Annotated in this window: 14 protein-coding genes, 2 tRNA genes and 3 rRNA genes; 6 read left to right on the top strand and 13 right to left on the bottom strand. The window is 44.9% G+C overall.

Annotated features, from left to right (window positions below; translation table 11 throughout):
* Positions 1 to 49: 49 nt before the first annotated feature.
* The 5 genes from rrf to C727_RS0103400 all read right to left on the bottom strand — a co-directional run bounded on the left by rrf (position 50) and on the right by C727_RS0103400 (position 5,398).
* Positions 50 to 163 (bottom strand): 5S ribosomal RNA (gene rrf, locus C727_RS0103420).
* A 100-nt stretch (positions 164 to 263) separates the two neighbouring features.
* Positions 264 to 3,137, bottom strand: a 23S ribosomal RNA gene (locus C727_RS0103415).
* A 279-nt stretch (positions 3,138 to 3,416) separates the two neighbouring features.
* Positions 3,417 to 3,492 (bottom strand) — tRNA-Ala (locus C727_RS0103410).
* Positions 3,493 to 3,607: 115 nt separating this feature from the next.
* Positions 3,608 to 3,684: transfer RNA gene (locus C727_RS0103405), tRNA-Ile, on the bottom strand.
* A gap of 186 nt (positions 3,685 to 3,870) precedes the next feature.
* A 16S ribosomal RNA gene (locus C727_RS0103400) occupies positions 3,871 to 5,398 on the bottom strand.
* Together the 16S, 23S and 5S rRNA genes with 2 tRNA genes alongside form the textbook arrangement of a ribosomal RNA operon.
* 476 nt (positions 5,399 to 5,874) lie before the next feature.
* On the opposite strand from C727_RS0103400, the gene C727_RS0103395 reads away from it, so the two are divergent.
* Positions 5,875 to 6,456: a gamma carbonic anhydrase family protein gene (locus C727_RS0103395; RefSeq protein ID WP_017444225.1), complete on the top strand. Its 582-nt coding sequence runs from the start codon at positions 5,875 to 5,877 to the stop codon at positions 6,454 to 6,456.
* Here C727_RS0103395 and aroE read toward each other — a convergent pair.
* Positions 6,425 to 7,228: a shikimate dehydrogenase gene (gene aroE / locus C727_RS0103390; protein ID WP_017444224.1), complete on the bottom strand. Its 804-nt coding sequence runs from the start codon at positions 7,226 to 7,228 to the stop codon at positions 6,425 to 6,427. The genes C727_RS0103395 and aroE overlap by 32 nt on opposite strands.
* Positions 7,229 to 7,251: 23 nt before the next feature.
* On the opposite strand from aroE, the gene C727_RS0103385 reads away from it, so the two are divergent.
* Positions 7,252 to 7,680: a group II truncated hemoglobin gene (locus tag C727_RS0103385; protein ID WP_017444223.1), complete on the top strand. Its 429-nt coding sequence runs from the start codon at positions 7,252 to 7,254 to the stop codon at positions 7,678 to 7,680.
* Here the strand turns inward: C727_RS0103385 and hemF are convergent.
* From hemF to C727_RS0103355, 6 genes are read right to left on the bottom strand one after another with little or no spacing between them, the layout of a single operon-like run.
* Complete coding sequence (gene hemF / locus C727_RS0103380; protein ID WP_017444222.1) at positions 7,667 to 8,584, bottom strand: oxygen-dependent coproporphyrinogen oxidase; 918 nt, start codon at positions 8,582 to 8,584, stop codon at positions 7,667 to 7,669. The genes C727_RS0103385 and hemF overlap by 14 nt on opposite strands.
* The gene (gene tsaC / locus C727_RS0103375; protein WP_017444221.1) at positions 8,581 to 9,144 is read right to left on the bottom strand and encodes an L-threonylcarbamoyladenylate synthase type 1 TsaC; all 564 of its coding nucleotides are present in this window, start codon (positions 9,142 to 9,144) and stop codon (positions 8,581 to 8,583) included. Before tsaC ends, hemF begins: the two co-directional genes overlap by 4 nt.
* A gap of 28 nt (positions 9,145 to 9,172) precedes the next feature.
* Positions 9,173 to 9,727 carry a DNA topoisomerase family protein gene (locus C727_RS0103370; protein WP_017444220.1) on the bottom strand — a complete coding sequence of 185 codons (555 nt, stop codon included), beginning with the start codon at positions 9,725 to 9,727 and terminating at the stop codon, positions 9,173 to 9,175.
* Entirely contained in the window at positions 9,727 to 10,203 is a 477-nt protein-coding gene (locus C727_RS0103365; protein ID WP_017444219.1) for a DUF494 family protein, read from the bottom strand. The genes C727_RS0103370 and C727_RS0103365 overlap by 1 nt, the downstream gene beginning before the upstream one ends.
* Positions 10,204 to 10,206: 3 nt before the next feature.
* Complete coding sequence (gene dprA / locus C727_RS0103360; protein WP_017444218.1) at positions 10,207 to 11,304, bottom strand: DNA-processing protein DprA; 1,098 nt, start codon at positions 11,302 to 11,304, stop codon at positions 10,207 to 10,209.
* A 20-nt stretch (positions 11,305 to 11,324) separates the two neighbouring features.
* Complete coding sequence (locus C727_RS0103355) at positions 11,325 to 12,467, bottom strand: LysM peptidoglycan-binding domain-containing protein (protein ID WP_017444217.1); 1,143 nt, start codon at positions 12,465 to 12,467, stop codon at positions 11,325 to 11,327.
* 117 nt (positions 12,468 to 12,584) lie between these two features.
* On the opposite strand from C727_RS0103355, the gene def reads away from it, so the two are divergent.
* From def to trkA, 4 genes are read left to right on the top strand one after another with little or no spacing between them, the layout of a single operon-like run.
* Positions 12,585 to 13,091, top strand: a complete 507-nt coding sequence (gene def / locus C727_RS0103350; protein ID WP_017444216.1) for a peptide deformylase — start codon at positions 12,585 to 12,587, stop codon at positions 13,089 to 13,091.
* Between the two features lie 18 nt (positions 13,092 to 13,109).
* On the top strand, positions 13,110 to 14,051 hold the full coding sequence (gene fmt / locus C727_RS0103345) for a methionyl-tRNA formyltransferase (RefSeq protein ID WP_017444215.1): 942 nt from the start codon (positions 13,110 to 13,112) through the stop codon (positions 14,049 to 14,051).
* Complete coding sequence (gene rsmB, locus C727_RS0103340) at positions 14,051 to 15,349, top strand: 16S rRNA (cytosine(967)-C(5))-methyltransferase RsmB (RefSeq protein ID WP_017444214.1); 1,299 nt, start codon at positions 14,051 to 14,053, stop codon at positions 15,347 to 15,349. Before fmt ends, rsmB begins: the two co-directional genes overlap by 1 nt.
* 17 nt (positions 15,350 to 15,366) lie before the next feature.
* Positions 15,367 to 16,752 (top strand): Trk system potassium transporter TrkA, encoded by a 1,386-nt coding sequence (gene trkA / locus C727_RS0103335; protein ID WP_017444213.1) that lies wholly within the window; start codon positions 15,367 to 15,369, stop codon positions 16,750 to 16,752.
* Here the strand turns inward: trkA and C727_RS0103330 are convergent.
* Positions 16,749 to 18,200: a TrkH family potassium uptake protein gene (locus C727_RS0103330; RefSeq protein WP_026052535.1), complete on the bottom strand. Its 1,452-nt coding sequence runs from the start codon at positions 18,198 to 18,200 to the stop codon at positions 16,749 to 16,751. The two genes, trkA and C727_RS0103330, sit on opposite strands and share 4 nt — an antisense overlap.

The raw sequence follows: 18,200 nt of genomic DNA, 5'->3' as shown, positions 1-18,200 counted from the left end.
GCAGGTATAAAAAAAGCCCTGAGTATTCACTCAGGGCTTCGAAGGAGAAGCCTGACGGTGTGCTACTCTCACATGGGAAACCCCACACTACCATCGCCGCTATTGTGTTTCACTTCTGAGTTCGAAATGGATCAGGTGGTTCCACAATGCTATCGCCGTCAGGCATAAACTGGTCACAATCTTGATTGTAGTTTTAAATTTGTTCGCTTTATTCTGTTTTTCGCTTTCGCTTCGAGTTTAACCCAATAAACATTTGGCGTTGTATGGTTAAGCCGCACGGGCAATTAGTATTGGTTAGCTCAATGCCTCACAGCACTTACACACCCAACCTATCAACCTTGTAGTCTACAAGGGCCCTACAGGACCTCTAGGGTCTGTGAAAACTCATCTTGGGGCTCGCTTCCCGCTTAGATGCTTTCAGCGGTTATCGATTCCGAACTTAGCTACCCGGCAATGCTCTTGGCAGAACAACCGGAACACCAGAGGTTCGTCCACTCCGGTCCTCTCGTACTAGGAGAAGCCCCCCTCAATTCTCAAACGCCCACGGCAGATAGGGACCGAACTGTCTCACGACGTTCTAAACCCAGCTCGCGTACCACTTTAAATGGCGAACAGCCATACCCTTGGGACCGACTTCAGCCCCAGGATGTGATGAGCCGACATCGAGGTGCCAAACACCGCCGTCGATATGAACTCTTGGGCGGTATCAGCCTGTTATCCCCGGAGTACCTTTTATCCGTTGAGCGATGGCCCTTCCATTCAGAACCACCGGATCACTATGACCTGCTTTCGCACCTGCTCGACGTGTCTGTCTCGCAGTTAAGCTGGCTTATGCCATTGCACTAACCGTACGATGTCCGACCGTACTTAGCCAACCTTCGTGCTCCTCCGTTACTATTTGGGAGGAGACCGCCCCAGTCAAACTACCCACCAGGCAGTGTCCCTGACCCAGATGATGGGCCGAGGTTAGAACATCAAACATACAAGGGTGGTATTTCAAGGATGGCTCCACAACATCTAGCGACGCTGATTCATAGCCTCCCACCTATCCTACACATGTAGGTTCAATGTTCACTGCCAAGCTGTAGTAAAGGTTCACGGGGTCTTTCCGTCTAGCCGCGGGTACACTGCATCTTCACAGCAAGTTCAATTTCACTGAGTCCCGGGTGGAGACAGCGTGGCCATGATTACACCATTCGTGCAGGTCGGAACTTACCCGACAAGGAATTTCGCTACCTTAGGACCGTTATAGTTACGGCCGCCGTTTACCGGGGCTTCGATCAAGAGCTTCTCCATATGGATAACCCCATCAATTAACCTTCCGGCACCGGGCAGGTGTCACACCCTATACGTCTTCTTTCGAATTAGCAGAGTGCTGTGTTTTTAATAAACAGTTCCAGCCACCTGGTTACTTCGACCACCTCTCGCTCCAGACGTTAAGCCTTTCACAATAACGTGGCGTACCTTCTCCCGAAGTTACGGTACTATTTTGCCTAGTTCCTTCACCCGGGTTCTCTCAAGCGCCTTAGTATTCTCTACCTGACCACCTGTGTCGGTTTGGGGTACGGTTTTTATTGACCTGAAGCTTAGAAGATTTTCCTGGAAGCCGGGCATCAACTGCTTCGTATCCGTAGATACTCGTCTCAGTTCTCAGTCTTAAGGGCCCGGATTTGCCTAAGCCCTCAACCTACAACTTTTCACTTGGACAACCATCGCCAAGCCAGTTTAGCCTTCTCCGTCTCTCCATCGCAGTCAATAAAAGTACGGGAATATTAACCCGTTTCCCATCGATTACGGCTTTCGCCCTCACCTTAGGGGCCGACTTACCCTGCCCTGATTAGCATGGGACAGGAAACCTTGGTCTTTCGGCGAGCGGGTTTTTCACCCGCTTTATCGTTACTCATGTCAGCATTCGCACTTCTGATATGTCCAGCATGCTTTACAACACACCTTCATCCACTTACAGAACGCTCCCCTACCACTTAATCTAAGATTAAATCCGCAGCTTCGGTTACCAATTTAGCCCCGTTACATCTTCCGCGCAGGCCGACTCGACTAGTGAGCTATTACGCTTTCTTTAAAGGGTGGCTGCTTCTAAGCCAACCTCCTAGCTGTCTAAGCCTTCCCACATCGTTTCCCACTTAATTGGTATTTGGGACCTTAGCTGGCGGTCTGGGTTGTTGCCCTCTTCACGACGGACGTTAGCACCCGCCGTGTGTCTCCCGGATAGTACTCACTGGTATTCGGAGTTTGCAAAGGGTTGGTAAGTCGGGATGACCCCCTAGCCTTAACAGTGCTCTACCCCCAGTGGTATTCGTCCGAGGCGCTACCTAAATAGCTTTCGGGGAGAACCAGCTATCTCCCGGCTTGATTAGCCTTTCACTCCGACCCACAAGTCATCTCCTAACTTTTCAACGTTAGTGAGTTCGGTCCTCCAGTTGATGTTACTCAACCTTCAACCTGCCCATGGGTAGATCGCCGGGTTTCGGGTCTATACCTTGCAACTAAGCGCCCAGTTAAGACTCGCTTTCGCTACGGCTTCCCTATTCGGTTAACCTCGCTACAAAATATAAGTCGCTGACCCATTATACAAAAGGTACGCAGTCACTCCGAAGAGCTCCCACTGCTTGTACGTACACGGTTTCAGGTTCTATTTCACTCCCCTCACAGGGGTTCTTTTCGCCTTTCCCTCACGGTACTGGTTCACTATCGGTCAATTGGGAGTATTTAGCCTTGGAGGATGGTCCCCCCATCTTCAGTCAGGATATCACGTGTCCCGACCTACTTAATATGTAAGCTTAAGTCTTTCGCATACAGGGCTGTCACCTGCTATGGCCAAACTTTCCAGAATGTTCTGCTGGACTTAATCTTATCGGCTGCACCGATTTCGCTCGCCGCTACTTTCGGTATCTCGGTTGATTTCTTTTCCTCGGGGTACTTAGATGTTTCAGTTCTCCCGGTTCGCTTCTTAATGCTATATATTCACATTAAGATACCCTAAAAGGGTGGGTTGCCCCATTCGGAAATCTATAACTCATGCGTCTTTTATCGACTCGTCATAGCTTATCGCAGATTAACACGTCCTTCATCGCCTCCAATTGCCAAGGCATCCACCGTGCACGCTTAGTCACTTAACCATACAACCCGAATGTTTATCAGGTTATACAATAAGCACCATCGTTTATTGAATACTTGGTCTTGCTTGATCAAACTCGTTTCAGTTTTAAATTGAACAAATTTAATTCTCTATTAGAGATATTTACTACAATCCAGATTGTTAAAGAGCAAAGGTTTTTATCTTTAGCGATAAAAAAACCAAACTGAACGCTTCTATCTAACAACTATAAAAGTTTTCGGTTTGGTTTTTTTGTAACTTCATGGATGTTTGCCAACATCTTCAGTTTATTCAAATAAAGTGGTGGAGCTAAGCAGGATCGAACTGCTGACCTCCTGCGTGCAAGGCAGGCGCTCTCCCAGCTGAGCTATAGCCCCACTTTGGAAACTGTGTCATTTTTTGGTAGGTCTGGGCAGACTTGAAATAACCAAGCCGACTCACCGCTCTTTTTTATCTGAGGGGTGCACTCTAACCAGAGCAAACCTTATGATTTGGTAGGTCTGGGCAGACTTGAACTGCCGACCTCACCCTTATCAGGGGTGCGCTCTAACCAGCTGAGCTACAGACCTATACTTCATGGTCTAATTGCATACACTAAGTCGGCATTCCAACCTCACCTCTAATTTAGAGATGCGGGGTGCTAACCAGTAAAGCGACAGACCTAAAATAACTAAAATGACTTTAGAAGTCTTAACCTTCAATTGGTAACCTTTTTATTTATCTGTGTGAACACTCAGCACTTTAAATAGCATCGTTAAGGAGGTGATCCAGCCCCAGGTTCCCCTAGGGCTACCTTGTTACGACTTCACCCCAGTCATGAACCACAAAGTGGTAAGCGCCCAATGTTAAGCTACCTACTTCTTTTGCAGCCCACTCCCATGGTGTGACGGGCGGTGTGTACAAGGCCCGGGAACGTATTCACCGCAGCATTCTGATCTGCGATTACTAGCGATTCCGACTTCATGGAGTCGAGTTGCAGACTCCAATCCGGACTACGAACAGCTTTAAGGGATCCGCTTACTCTCGCAAGTTCGCTTCCCTCTGTACTGTCCATTGTAGCACGTGTGTAGCCCATCCCGTAAGGGCCATGATGACTTGACGTCGTCCCCACCTTCCTCCGGTTTATCACCGGCAGTCTCCTTAGAGTCCCCAACTAAATGCTGGCAACTAAGGATAAGGGTTGCGCTCGTTGCGGGACTTAACCCAACATTTCACAACACGAGCTGACGACAGCCATGCAGCACCTGTCTCACAGTTCCCGAAGGCACAAGCATATCTCTACGCTCTCCTGTGGATGTCAAGGGATGGTAAGGTTCTTCGCGTTGCATCGAATTAAACCACATGCTCCACCGCTTGTGCGGGCCCCCGTCAATTCATTTGAGTTTTAACCTTGCGGCCGTACTCCCCAGGCGGTCTACTTATCGCGTTAGCTGCGCTACGCACGTCTTAAAGACACACACAGCAAGTAGACATCGTTTACGGCGTGGACTACCAGGGTATCTAATCCTGTTCGCTACCCACGCTTTCGCACCTCAGTGTCAGTAATGGGCCAGGGGGCCGCCTTCGCCACCGGTATTCCTTCAGATCTCTACGCATTTCACCGCTACACCTGAAATTCTACCCCCCTCTCCCTTACTCTAGACAGACAGTTCTGGATGCACGGCCGGAGTTGAGCTCCGGTTTTTCACAACCAGCTTATCTATCCACCTACGTGCGCTTTACGCCCAGTAATTCCGATTAACGCTCGCACCCTCCGTATTACCGCGGCTGCTGGCACGGAGTTAGCCGGTGCTTCTTCTGCAGTTAACGTCACAGATGATGGGTATTAACCAACACCCTTTCCTCACTGCTGAAAGTGCTTTACAACCCGAAGGCCTTCTTCACACACGCGGCATGGCTGCATCAGGCTTGCGCCCATTGTGCAATATTCCCCACTGCTGCCTCCCGTAGGAGTCTGGACCGTGTCTCAGTTCCAGTGTGGCTGATCATCCTCTCAAACCAGCTAGAGATCGTCGCCTTGGTGAGCCATTACCTCACCAACTAGCTAATCTCACTTGGGTTCATCTCGTCGCAAGAGCCTAAGCCCTCTTTAACCCGTAGGTATTATGCGGTATTAGCCATCGTTTCCAATGGTTATCCCCCACAACGAGGCAGATCCCCAAGCATTACTCACCCGTCCGCCGCTCGACGCCGAATAGCAAGCTATTCTCGTTTCCGCTCGACTTGCATGTGTTAGGCCTGCCGCCAGCGTTCAATCTGAGCCATGATCAAACTCTTCAAAAAAAGTTTTAATCTTTGCTTCAATCGTACTGAATTGACTGTTTAGTCACTCAATCAACTGAATAATTTTTTGTCTATTCAAATGATGCGAGTGCCCACACAGATAAATAAGGTTACCAAATTTTTAAAGAACATTTTGCTTGAGCGTTTGTTTTAAACTGCTCAAGTGAGGCGCGCATTTTACGCTTCTCAAGTTGCTTGTCAAGCCTTTATTTTCAATCGTTTAAAACTTTTTAGTTTGAGCCGATTGGGCTTAACTTGCGTCGCTTTGCTTCTCGGCGTTTGTTGCCGTGTCGCTGCGTTGTGGGGGCGCATTATAGAGAGATATTAAGTGCCGTCAATGCTTTTTTGTAGAAAAATTTCATTTTTATTGCGTTCGTGTAATTTTCCTACAAATTGCGCAAAAATACGGCTAGATCCGCTATATTTTAGCCATTACAATAAACTTTAATCGCAATTGCTATCATTAGGACACACACATGAGCATTAGATCCTTTAATAGAGTCAATCCAACCATAGCTAATACGGCATATATAGACGAGTCTTCTGTTTTAGTTGGCGATATTGTTATTGATCAGGATTCAAGTATTTGGCCGCTCGTTGCTGCCCGAGGGGATGTTAACTATATTAAAATAGGTCAGCGCTCGAATGTGCAAGACGGTTCAGTTTTACATGTGACTCGTCAGAGCCCAACTAATCCCGATGGTTTCCCTCTAATTATTGGAGATGATGTGACTGTTGGACATAAAGCTATGCTTCACGGTTGTTATATTGGCAACCGAGTTTTAGTTGGCATGGGCGCTATTATTCTGGATGGCGCTATTATTGCCGATGATGTCATGATTGCCGCGGGCGCTCTGGTCCCGCCTGGTAAAAAATTAGCTTCTGGTTATTTATATGTGGGTAGCCCAGCAAAACAGGCTAGAACTTTAACAGAGGCTGAAATAAAATTTTTAAAGCAATCTGCCGACAATTATGTTCAACTAAAAGATGAGTATATTAAACAAATGGCTCGCAGCGGCGAGCCGCTTAACCACGTAACATCTGAATCACTGGATTAATATCTGGCATTACACCATGCCAAACTTTATAGCTTTCGGCTGCTTGGCCAACCAACATACCCAAGCCGTCGAGCGCTTTAGCGGCACCTTGTTCAAGCGCCCATAGGTTAAATGATGTGGTCTCATCTTTATAGACCATATCATAAGCCAAACAACCCGGTTTAAAAACGCAGGCCGAAACTGCGGGCAACTCACCAGTTAGACTTGTTGAACTCGAGTTGACCACTATATCAAATTTAGTATTCAATTCAGCCATTGGTTTTGCAATAATATTTCCATACGCTGTAAAGTGTTCTGCTAGTTGCTGCGCTTTTGTGAACGTTCTGTTCACAATAACCAATTCAGCCGGGTTTTGGTCTAATATCGATTTAATAACCCCTCTAGCCGCACCACCAGAGCCTATTAATAAAACCTGTTTGTTTTTAAGCTGGGCACCATTAATTAGCAAATCATTAATCAACCCAGCACCATCGGTATTATCGCCGTACACTTTGCCGTCTTTAAAGGTTAAGGTATTTACTGCCTCAGCTAACTGCGCACGCAAACTTAACTCATCCGATAACTGGTAAGCATCTAATTTAAACGGCATAGTGACATTACAGCCTTTACCACCGGCTGCCTTAAAGTCAGCGATACTGGCGGCAAAACTTCCCACCGGCGCCAACAAAGCGGTATACTCTAAATTCAATCCTGTTTGCTGCGCAAAAGCCTGGTGAATAATAGGTGACTTGCTTTGTATAATTGGATTGCCAAATACCGCGTATTTATTCATGAAAAACCTTCAGAGTATTGTTAGTGTTTAATTTAAAAAATTTATTAAAAAAGAATCCAGAAAAACCCACCCCACCGCCGACGCCTTATCAGCAGATCGGTGGCGAGCAACAAGTCAGACGCCTAGCGGATCTTTTTTATGATTATATGGAAAATGACGCACACGTAAAACCGTTATTGGCGATTCATCCTAAACCAATGGATAGTATTCGTGAGCGTTTTTTTGAGTTTTTATCTGGATGGTTAGGGGGACCGCCTTTATTTGAAAAAAAATATGGGCACCCCAGGCTCAGAGCACGCCACTTACCTTATAAAATAGATAGTAAGCAGCGAGACATGTGGATGCTTTGCATGAATCAGGCATTAGATGATGTAGTTACCGACAAATTGCTAAAAAAACAATTGCAAGCCAGCTTTTATCAACTGGCCACCCATATGATTAATACTGATTAAGCCAATCTTGCGGCTTTAAATACTTCTGGTATAAAGCCGCTTCGGCGCTACCTGGCTCGGGTTGGTAATTATACTGCCAACGAGCCAACGGCGGCATCGACATTAAAATCGACTCGGTTCGGCCGCCACTTTGCAAACCAAACAAGGTGCCTCTGTCATAAACCAAATTAAATTCAACATAACGGCCACGGCGATATAATTGGAAGGTACGCTCGCGCTCACCATATTCAATGTTTTTACGTTTATTTACGATAGGCACATAGGCTTTAACATACCCTTCACCAACCGCCTTGATGTACTCAAAACATTGTTCAAAAGGCCATTCATTTAAATCATCAAAAAATAGCCCGCCCACTCCACGAGTTTCATCTCGGTGTTTTAGATAAAAATATTCATCACACCATTTTTTATGATCGGCATAAACCTGGTCACCAAAAGGCGCGCACAAATCGGCCGCAGTTTGGTGCCAATGTTTTATATCGTCATCAAATGGGTAAAACGGGGTTAAATCAAAACCACCGCCAAACCACCAAACTGGCGGCTCGCCTTCTTTTTCGGCAATAAAAAAGCGCACATTGGCATGTGAAGTTGGCGCATAAGGATTTTTTGGATGAATAACTAATGAAACACCACAAGCTTGCCAACTGCGGCCTTTCAGTTCTGGTCTGTGTGCTGTGGCCGAAACCGGCATAGACGCGCCACTCACATATGAAAAGTTCACTCCGCCCTGTTCAAACACAGCGCCATTTTCTAATACCCGAGTACGGCCGCCGCCGCCTTCTTCTCGTTGCCACGCATCTTCAACAAATTGAGCTTGACCATCGACCTGCTCCAAAGCTTGGCAGATCTGATCTTGTAACCGCTTTAAATATTCTATGACTTGCTGTATATCGGGCTGCTTCACGATCTAAATACCTCACCGGTTAATGGATTTAAAATTTTACTCGGTTTTGTTCGCTGCCCTATGGGTTGATCTAAAACATAATCGACTTGCTCAGCAAAAATATTTTTCACTTCCTGTGCACTAACCGCAGAAGGCTGTCCCGCTAGGTTTGCGCTGGTAGAAACCAATGCAGTATCGGCTTGCCGGCAAAGCTCGCGCGCAACCGGATGATTAGTCACTCGAACGGCTATGGTATCAAAATCACCTTTTAAATACCTTGCCGTATTTGGTTTAGCCGGCAGCAACAAGGTTACTGGGCCTGGCCAGTGAGAAAACACTTGGAAGCGTTTATCTTGGCTGATCGCACCGTCATCAACAAAGGGCAATAGCTGCGAATAATCATGCGCTATTAATATCAAACCTTTGCTGATATTTCTTTGTTTTAGCTCAAGGATTTTTAACACTGCGGCTTGATTATTCGGATCACAACCTAAACCAAAACAAGATTCTGTTGGATAAGCAACTACCCCGCCTTGCTCAATCGCCGCAATCGCAGGTGAATATAGAGAAGTTTCTGTCATTGTCTTGCTCGCACTACAAAAAGCAGCATTATAACTTTTGTTGTTTATGCTGACACTTTTTTTGCGGGCATTGCAAATATAGACCCGTTTTCGAATTACGTTCAACCATCACAGGCCACTGGCAGAGCTCACAAGTCACTGCCAGTGGTGGGTTGTTAACGGCATACTTACAACCTGGGTATCGTTCACATGGATAAAAATACTTTCCAAAACGATTTTGTTTGCGTTGCAGTTTACCTTTTTTACATTGGGGGCACTGCACCTCGGTCGTTGCTTCTTCCACTTGCTCTTTTTGTTCAGTGTAATGACAGATAGGAAACTGACTACAACCAATAAAGATACCAAACCGACCATGTTTAACAGATAAAGGTGCACTGCACTGCGGGCATTCAGAGCCATCAATAACTTTATCTAAACTGGAATCATGTTCAGCATGCAAGGGTTTGATATAACGACATTCCGGATAACCACTACAGCCTAAAAATGGTCCTGCTTTACCATTCCTGAACACCAACAGGCGTTGGCATTCAGGGCATTTAGGTTTTTCCTCAATAGAGTCAAATAGCTGTGCATCACTAGACATCAATGCAACAAACCGTCAGGCTCTTCAAATACCAGCCCTTCCATTTGGTTATAGGCGTTTTCATGACCAGGCACATTAAAGAGAACCATTAAAACGACCCATTTTAAGTCATCTAGGATAAACTCCGGTGTGTCTAATGCCATTACTCTGTCGATAACCATTTCCCGGGTTTCGCTATCGAGAACATTAATTTGTTCCAAAAACAGAATAAATCCCCGACATTCTAGATCCAGCCGCATCACTTCTTCTTCGGTATATATACGAACACTTTCAACCGAAGTTGATTTAGTTAAATAAGGAATGCTATCTGCATTTTGCAGATCGGCAAGCTTTTCTAGCCAATTAAGCGCTTTATAAATCTCATCCAGTTCAAAACCTGCTTTTAGCAATTCATCGGTTAGCTGGTCGTGATCAACCATTACCTCTGTTTCGCTATGAATATAGTTTTCGAACAGATACATGAGGATATCAAACATAATTTATTCCCTCCTCAATCGGATATAACCACCCGGAGCTGGTGCTACCAAACCCTGCAATTCAAGATCAAGTAACTGTGAAAGGACCTTATCAATAGGTTGCTCAGTCAGCGCAACCAATTCATCAACTGATACGACCTCATTTCCTAAGTTAACCAACAATTCTTGACTTGTGAAGTTTTCAACGTCATTTTTTTCATCTTTTTTATCATCAAAGGGAAAAAATGTCTGTTTTGGCTCTATTTGCAATTCATCAAGAATGTCTTTGGTCGTTTCAACTAACTTAGCGCCTTGTTTAATTAAACCATGGCACCCTTTACTACGAACTTCGTGAATACTGCCAGGGATCGCAAAGACCTCTCGGTTTTGTTCAGCGGCATAACGAGCTGTGATCAGGGAGCCACTTTTAGGCACCCCTTCTACCACAAGCACACCTTTACTTAAACCTGAGATAATTCGATTACGACGCGGAAAAAAGTATGACCTAACTTGAGTACCAGGTTCAAACTCAGACAATAATAGCCCTTCGTTTTTTATTGTATCGTATAAAGATTTATTACGCGGGGGGTAAACCCTATCAACGCCGGTACCCAACACAGCAATTGTGCTTGCAGCGCCAGCTAACGCGCCTCTATGCGCTGCGGCGTCTATTCCTATTGCCAGGCCACTGGTGACAGTAAGACCATTGTTTGACAAGTCCTGAGCAAAATTAAATGCGTTATCTAAACCATACCTTGACGCATTGCGACTGCCAACAATCCCCACTTGGGGCTGGTGCACCAAAGACCAATCACCACAACCATACAATACCAAGGGCGGATTAGATATTTGTTTTAATAATTCAGGATAGTCTGGGTCGTCAAAGCCAACCAAGTGATGAAGCGAGGATTTTTCCAGCCAGCTAAATTGTGAATCTAACCAGCGCTCATCTGGATTTAATAATTGAGTGCTTTGGGTTTTATCAAATCCAAGTTGAGCAAGTCTCTCTGGTGAACTTTCTAATAACAAATGAAGTGGCTCAAGCGCCAAGCGTTGCAACCATTCACTTACTTTAACACCGCTGAGCTGGCTTATAATAAGCCAACTGCGTATATTTTCCATCTTGTCACCCCATTAAAATATTAATGAGGCAGAGTTATTTCATCTCCTACTTTCAGATCGGTACTCGCATCTACAATCAAGGCATAACTCAGCCCCTGATAAACTTTAAATACCACCATAGAACCAATTTGCTCATATGGCATATCAAATTCCCGCACCAAGTCGAACTGATTAAAATATCGACTAAACCGCCCTGCATCTTCTGAAAACTGCGGTGTGTCTTCATCCATAACCACTTCAGGACTTTGTCTCTGCACTGCGAGCACATGCCCAGGTTGCAAACCATCTTGCTGGCCCGCATCGATTATCACTACTTCTAGTTTACTAAAATGCGAAACATTGCTTGATGCCGCTAAAATATTCGCATTGATTTTATTTTCTGGCTTGCGTAACGAAAACCGCGCCGGCAGTGACTTATCATCTGTCAAAGGGATCAACTTATCACCTAGACGAATTTCACGGCGACTAGACAGTACCGTTAGTTTAGCGGGATATTCAGGATCATTATCTGATCGTTTTATCACTCGTGCTGTGCCCACCAAAATCAACTCATGAGCTGTCCGGCCTGTTAATAACCCACCCATTTCGTACACTTTTTGCGGCCGATAAATACCATACATCTGCAATGTTTCTAGTGCACCCGAGCCATAAATGAGATCGCCCTGAACCTTATTTTTGGTATTAGTTTCACCGCCCATGACCATAGGCGCATCCCGATAATCCGCTTCATATAAAATAATTTCATGGCTTAAATAGGGCGCAATTAAGTGCAGCGGTAACGTATTGATGGCTTCGTAGTTTTTATATTCGATACGTTTACCGGGAGACAATTTGACTATTTTTTTGCCTTGCTCTTCTTCTCCAGTTGCGCCTAATGTTTGCCCACTACGTAATAACCTTGGCTGCCCATCGGGGCCATATTCTAGTTTTAAAACATCACCGGGATAAATAAGATGTGGATTTTCAATTTGCTCATTCATACCCCAAAGTTCAGGCCACTTCCAAGGCGACTGCAAATAAACCGACGAAATATCCCATAGAGTGTCGCCTTTTTTGACTACATAACGTTCGGGCGCATCATTTTTTAAACGCAACGTATCTGCGCTTACACTTGGTATCGCACAGATCACCATGTATAAAAAACCGCACAAATATTTATGCATAAGGTGTCCTTGTTGACTAATTATTATGAATCTTGGCCTGAAAAGGCTAAAATACAAATTAAATTGACAGAAATAAGTTACGAGCTTAATTCATTATAGTGAAAAATACATAAGATTATGGCAGTTTATCAAGTTTTAAAATACCCAGACGAAAGATTACGAAAAAACGCTCAACCTGTGGCAGAGGTTACCGATGAGGTAAAAGAGATCTGCAACAACATGTTAGAAACCATGTATCAAGCACAGGGCGTTGGTTTAGCATCCACACAAGTAGATGTTGCAGAGCGCATTTTTGTTGCTGATTGCAGCGAAAATCAAGACGAGCCACTGGTATTTATCAATCCAGAAATTGTTGCCGAGACAGGCCACAGAATTCACGAAGAAGGCTGTCTGTCATTTCCGGGCGTTTATGCCAAAGTAGAGCGTGCTGACGAAGTGACTGTAAAAGCGCTAAATATTGACGGTGAAAGTTTTACCTTAACCGCTGACGGTTTATTGGCTATATGCATTCAACACGAACTTGACCACCTAAACGGTAAATTATTTGTGGACTACCTGTCGCCGTTAAAACGCCAGATGATCCGCAAAAAATTAGAAAAAGAAGCCCGCTTAGCCAATCGCTAAACCAAGGAGTTAAATGCTTTGCCATTAAAAATTATCTTTGCTGGCACCCCAGAATTTGCCGCTGACCACCTAAGTGCGCTACTGGACTCTCAGCACCAGGTAGTCGCTGTATATACTCAGCCGGACCGCCCAGCCGGCCGTGGTAAAAAGTTACAGGCTTCAGCGGTTAAACAAACCGCATTGGCTGCAAACATTCCGGTTTATCAACCTGAAACATTAAAAACAGAAGTAGCACAAGCCGAATTAGCGGCGATTGACGCCGATATTATGGTCGTGGTTGCTTACGGTTTATTATTACCGCCGGCAGTTCTTAACACACCTAGATTAGGTTGTATTAATGTGCATGGCTCATTGCTGCCAAGATGGCGCGGTGCCGCGCCAATTCAGCGCGCTATCTGGGCGGGCGATAACACCACCGGCATTACTATTATGCAAATGGATCAAGGCTTAGACACAGGCGATATGCTACTTAAACACAGTGTCGATATCGAACCGACGGATACCTCAGCAAGCTTATATCAAAAACTTGCATCAGCAGGTCCGCAAGCTTTATTAACTTGCTTAAGTCAGATTGAAAACGGCAGCGCAGTTGCGGTTAAACAAAACGAAGCTGAAGCCAACTATGCTAAAAAGTTAACTAAAGCAGAAGCCTTAATCGATTGGAGCTTGAGCGCCGAGCAGCTTTCCCGCAACGTGCGAGCATTCAATCCATGGCCGATTGCATTTTTTACCATCAACGAGCACAAAATAAAATTACTGGCTGCAGTCGCTGAACCCAATCCCAAAAATCCTGCATCGGCAGGAACTATATTAGCAGCCGATAAAACTGGTATTCAGGTGCAAACAGGTGACGGTGTACTCAGGTTGCTCACATTACAACCAGCCGGAAAAAAGCCTCAGCAGGCTGCGGATATATTAAATGGCCGTGCTGAGTGGTTTGCCGAAGGAACACAATTATAATGAAAAACACCCGAGCCGTTGCGGCGCTGGCCATTCAAGCAGTGATCGATGACAAACAATCTCTTAGCCAAGCATTACCCCGACTGGCCGAAAATCTAGATGAGTCGGGTAAAGGTCAATGCCAAGATTTTATTTATGCCGTATTGCGGGCTTTCCCTAAATACAATTATTTTATCAACCAGTTAAGCCACACTAAACTCAAACCAGAATTAAATCTTATTCGCTATTTGATTGCTGTTGGCATGTATCAACTCGATAGTAAGAGAGTGGCCGAACATGCCGCCATTGCAGAAACAGTGGAAGCCAGTCGAGTGCTCAATAAAGATGGGTTAAGCGCCTTAGTCAATGCTCTATTACGCAACTACCAACGCGAAGCCAGTGCATTAAATCAGTACTTAACGGCTAACCCAAATACCATCCGCCAAACCTTGCCGGACTGGCTGCAAAAAATGTTGAAAGATGCCTATCCTAAAGGCGTAAAAAAAATTGCCAAAGCCAGTTTGCAAAAGCCACCAATGTGGCTCAGAATCAACCCCAGAGCCAATACAGCAGACGAATTTTGTCAGCAATTATCGCAAGCCGAGATCGCCTTTAAACAAGACCCTAAGCAGCGCGAATGTGTGCAAATTGATCCCCCCTGCAATGTTGATAAACTGCCTGGCTTTTTTGCCGGTAGCAGCTCAGTTCAAGACAAAGCAGCTCAGCAAGCTGCACGTTTATTGGAACTAAAAGACGGACAAACTATTTTAGATGCCTGTGCTGCACCGGGTGGCAAAACGGCTCATATTTTAGAGCTCAGTGAGGTGGCTAAGTTAGATGCGTTAGACATAGACGAGCAGAGACTAGCTCGTACCGAAAAAACACTAACACGACTAAAGCTAAAAGCTCGCTTAATTTCTGGTGATGCCAGCCAAACAACATGGTGGGATGGCACCCAGTATGATCGCATTTTATTAGATGCGCCCTGCTCCGCTACGGGCGTTATTCGCCGCCATCCAGATATTATGTATTTACGCCGAGCTGAAGATATTGCGCAACTGGTCGCACTGCAAAAACAGATCTTGCATAATCTCTGGGCCATGTTAAAACCAGGTGGTATTTTATTGTACGCTACTTGCTCTATTTTACCGCAAGAAAACAAGCAGCAGATTAGTGCGTTTTTACAGCGACAGGACAACGCCAGCTTGCTGCCGATATTTGCCACTGAAAGTCTCCAAGATCCAGGCTGGCAGATACTCCCGGGCAACCAAAATATGGATGGTTTTTATTATGCTCGTTTAATAAAAGCGTCCGACTAACAAAGAGCAAACAGGGTATGAAAATTATAATATTAGGTGCTGGTCAGGTTGGCGCTACTTTAGCCGAAAATCTGGTTGGCGAAAATAAAAATAAAAACGATATTACACTGGTCGACAATAACTCTATTCGGCTACGCGAACTACAGGACAAGCTGGATATCCAAGTGATTAACGGCCATGCCAGTCACCCAGATGTACTCAAACGCGCCGGGGCTGAAGATGCTGATTTATTGGTTGCTGTGACCAACAGCGACGAAACCAATATGGTGGCGTGCCAAGTTGCTTATACCCTGTTTCATACCCCAAATAAAATTGCCCGTATCCGTTCTCACCAGTACACCAAATACCGAACTCAGCTGTTTCATAACCATGATATGCCGGTCGATAATATTATTTCACCTGAGCAGCTAGTCACTAAGTACATAAAACGGCTCATTGACTACCCAGGCGCATTACAAGTAATGGGGTTCGCCGGCGGCAAAGCCAGCTTAGTCGCGGTTAAAGCTTATTATGGCGGTATGTTAGTGGGTCATGCGCTGTCTGCGCTACGTGAACATATGCCAAACGTAGATACCCGGGTGGCGGCTATTTATCGACGTGGCCGGCCCATTAAACCACTCGGAACGACAGTCATCGAAGCCGATGACGAAGTATTTTTTATTGCCGCCACTAAACATATACGCGCTGTCATGAGCGAGCTGCAAAAGTTAGAAGCCTCTTATAAACGCATTATGATTGCTGGAGGTGGTAACATAGGTGAAGGTTTAGCCCGACAATTAGAAACGACCCACAGAGTTAAACTTATTGAGCGCAACCCTGAACGTGCCGCCTATCTCTCCGAACATTTAGAAAACACCATAGTATTTTGCGGCGATGCCTCAGATCCTGAGCTGTTAAATGAAGAACATATAGAGCAAGTCGATGTTTTTATCGCCGTAACCAACGACGATGAAGCCAATATCATGGCCGCTATGTTAGCTAAACGACTAGGTGCACAAAAAACTATGGTTCTGATTCAACATTCCGCTTATGTTGATTTAGTTCAGGGCGGTGAAATAGATATAGCAATCTCGCCACAACAAGCCACCATTTCGGCGCTTTTAACCTATGTTCGTAAAGGCGACATTGTGAATGTTTACTCGTTACGACGCGGTGCCGCTGAAGCCATTGAAGCCATTGCCCACGGCGACAAAGAAACGTCTAAAGTAGTCGGCCGACAGATAAAAGATATTAGATTACCACCAGGCACTACAATTGGTGCAATTGTGCGCAAAGATGAAGTGATTATCGCCCACAACAATACTGTTATTGAATCAAATGACCATGTGGTTTTATTTTTAGTCGAAAAAAATCACATTAGCGACGTTGAAAAACTCTTCCAACCTTCGGCGATCTTCTTTTAAGAGCGCCAGAAAGTTGGTGTGAACAATACTAATAACGTAAATACCTCTAAGCGGCCAAACAACATTGCAATCACTAAAGTCAATTTGGCTGAAGACGGAATATCGGCATAATTACTAGCGACCTCGCCCAACCCTGGGCCTAAGTTATTTAAACAAGCTGCTGTTGCTGAAAACGCCGTGAGATCATCTAGACCACAGGCAATACAGGTGATCATTATCACTACAAAAACCAGCGCATAAGCTGAGAAAAATCCCCAAACTGCATCAACCACCCGATCAGGCAACGCGCGTCGTCCTAACTTAATTGAAAAAACGGCTTTAGGATGAACCAAACGGTTTAGTTCTCGTAGTCCTTGCAAATAAAGCAAAACAACCCGCACAACTTTTAAACCACCGCCAGTTGAGCCAGCGCAGCCGCCAATAAAACTAGAAAAGATTAATAAAATAGGTAAAAACAGCGGCCATGCAGAAGCATCTTCAGTCGCAAACCCGGCTGTAGATGCGTAAGAAACCGCCTGAAATGCGGCTTCGTTAAAGGCTTTTTCAGGGGTTGAATAAACACTTTGAGACCACAAAATAACAAAACAGATTAATAACACTAAACCCTGAATAGCCAAAAAAGCTTTAAACTCAGTATCTTTAAAATAATTTAAGATATTACGGCTTTTGATAACCCCGTAGTGCAGCGCAAAGTTAACACTCGAAATAATTAAAAATACGATGCAAATCCAACTGATCACCGGGTTATCAAAATACCCCATACTGGCATCATGGGTCGAAAACCCACCTATCGCAATGGTTGAAAATGCATGGCAAATGGCATCAAAAAAACTCATGCCCGCAGCCCAATAGGCTAAGGTACAGAGTACAGTGATAGATAAATAAATAAACCACAAATGTTTAGCTGTATCAGCAATACGAGGTGTCATTTTTGAATCTTTTACTGGGCCTGGAATTTCGGCTCTATACAACTGCAAACCACCAACGCCTAACATAGGCAAAATGGCCACCGCCAATACAATGATCCCCATACCACCGAACCACTGTAATTGCTGGCGATAAAAAAGTACCGCTTTAGGGTAAAAATCTAAACCGGTTAAAACGGTAGCCCCTGTAGTGGTTAAACCAGAAAAACTCTCAAATATTGCATCGGGTGTACTAATACTCGGCGAATCTAAAAATGCAAAAGGCAAAGCCCCGGCTAAGCCCAGCACGACCCAAAACAGCACCACAATTAAAAATCCTTCTCGTGCTTTTAATTCACTAACCTGTTTGCGGTTGGGATACCATAAAAACAAACCACAAATTAAACTCACGATAAAAGCCAAAATAAAAGCTAAACCACCGCCATCTTTATAAATTAACGACACTAAAGCGGGTGGCAGCATAGTAAAGCTGAATATACCCACCAAAATGCCTAATATTCTTATTATTGCGCGATATTTCAT

It is taken from the genome of Gayadomonas joobiniege G7 (genome assembly GCF_000300815.1).
GTDB lineage: Bacteria > Pseudomonadota > Gammaproteobacteria > Enterobacterales > Alteromonadaceae > Catenovulum > Catenovulum joobiniege.
Note: the sequence above shows the minus strand (reverse complement) of the source record. Positions and strands in the feature narration are given on the sequence as shown.

What these genes read in the sequence shown, in the direction of transcription:
- C727_RS0103395 (WP_017444225.1), top strand. Translation starts at nt 5,875, where the DNA reads ATGAGCATTAGATCCTTTAATAGAGTCAATCCAACCATAGCTAATACG.
- aroE (WP_017444224.1), bottom strand. Translation starts at nt 7,228, where the DNA reads ATGAATAAATACGCGGTATTTGGCAATCCAATTATACAAAGCAAGTCA.
- tsaC (WP_017444221.1), bottom strand. Translation starts at nt 9,144, where the DNA reads ATGACAGAAACTTCTCTATATTCACCTGCGATTGCGGCGATTGAGCAA.
- C727_RS0103370 (WP_017444220.1), bottom strand. Translation starts at nt 9,727, where the DNA reads ATGTCTAGTGATGCACAGCTATTTGACTCTATTGAGGAAAAACCTAAA.
- C727_RS0103365 (WP_017444219.1), bottom strand. Translation starts at nt 10,203, where the DNA reads ATGTTTGATATCCTCATGTATCTGTTCGAAAACTATATTCATAGCGAA.
- dprA (WP_017444218.1), bottom strand. Translation starts at nt 11,304, where the DNA reads ATGGAAAATATACGCAGTTGGCTTATTATAAGCCAGCTCAGCGGTGTT.
- C727_RS0103355 (WP_017444217.1), bottom strand. Translation starts at nt 12,467, where the DNA reads ATGCATAAATATTTGTGCGGTTTTTTATACATGGTGATCTGTGCGATA.
- def (WP_017444216.1), top strand. Translation starts at nt 12,585, where the DNA reads ATGGCAGTTTATCAAGTTTTAAAATACCCAGACGAAAGATTACGAAAA.
- rsmB (WP_017444214.1), top strand. Translation starts at nt 14,051, where the DNA reads ATGAAAAACACCCGAGCCGTTGCGGCGCTGGCCATTCAAGCAGTGATC.
- trkA (WP_017444213.1), top strand. Translation starts at nt 15,367, where the DNA reads ATGAAAATTATAATATTAGGTGCTGGTCAGGTTGGCGCTACTTTAGCC.
- C727_RS0103330 (WP_026052535.1), bottom strand. Translation starts at nt 18,200, where the DNA reads ATGAAATATCGCGCAATAATAAGAATATTAGGCATTTTGGTGGGTATA.